This is a genomic window from Natrialba swarupiae (genome assembly GCF_008245225.1).
GTDB classification, from domain to species: domain Archaea; phylum Halobacteriota; class Halobacteria; order Halobacteriales; family Natrialbaceae; genus Natrarchaeobius; species Natrarchaeobius swarupiae.
In genome coordinates, this window is the sequence record NZ_VTAW01000090.1 from 1 (window position 1) to 733 (window position 733).

1 protein-coding gene is annotated in these 733 nt (G+C 62.6%); it reads left to right on the forward strand.

Annotation, left to right across the window (positions count from 1 at the left end; genetic code table 11):
* Positions 1 to 733 (forward strand): S16 family serine protease (locus FYC77_RS20040; RefSeq protein ID WP_274381038.1); only part of this gene is annotated, 733 nt, incomplete at both ends.

Sequence of the window (733 nt, forward strand, 5' to 3'; positions counted from 1 at the left end):
CTGCAAGCCAAAGAGCGCTCGCGCTCGATCGAACAACAGCTCGCCGACGACTACATCGAGCGGCGCAAAGACTACGAACTGCAGGTCACCGACGAGGGCGTCGAAGGCCGGGTCAACGGGCTGGCCGTCATGGGCGAGGACAGCGGAATTATGCTCCCCGTCATGGCCGAGATCGCGCCCGCACAGGGAGGCGGCACGGTGATCGCCACCGGCAAACTCAAAGAGATGGCCGAGGAGTCGGTCCAAAACGTCTCCGCGATCATCAAGAAGTTCTCCGACGTCGATCTCTCGGAGAAAGACATCCACATCCAGTTCGTCCAGGCTGGCCAGCAGGGTGTCGACGGCGACTCCGCTTCCATCACCGTGGCAACCGCCGTCATCTCCGCACTCGAGGATATTCCGGTCGACCAGTCGGTCGCAATGACCGGCTCGCTGTCGGTCCGGGGCGACGTCCTCCCGGTCGGCGGCGTCACCCACAAGATCGAGGCCGCCGCGAAAGCCGGCTGTGAGACGGTCATCATCCCCGAAGCCAACGAACAGGACGTGATGATCGAAGAGGAGTACGAGGAGATGGTCGAGATCATCCCCTGTGCGAACATCAGCGAAGTGCTAGACGTCGCACTCATGGGCGAACCCAAGAAGGACTCGCTGGTCGATCGTCTCAAGTCGATCACCGAAACGGCGTTCGACCAGAGCCAGAGCGCGGTCGGCTCCGCCAGCGGTTCGAACCCGA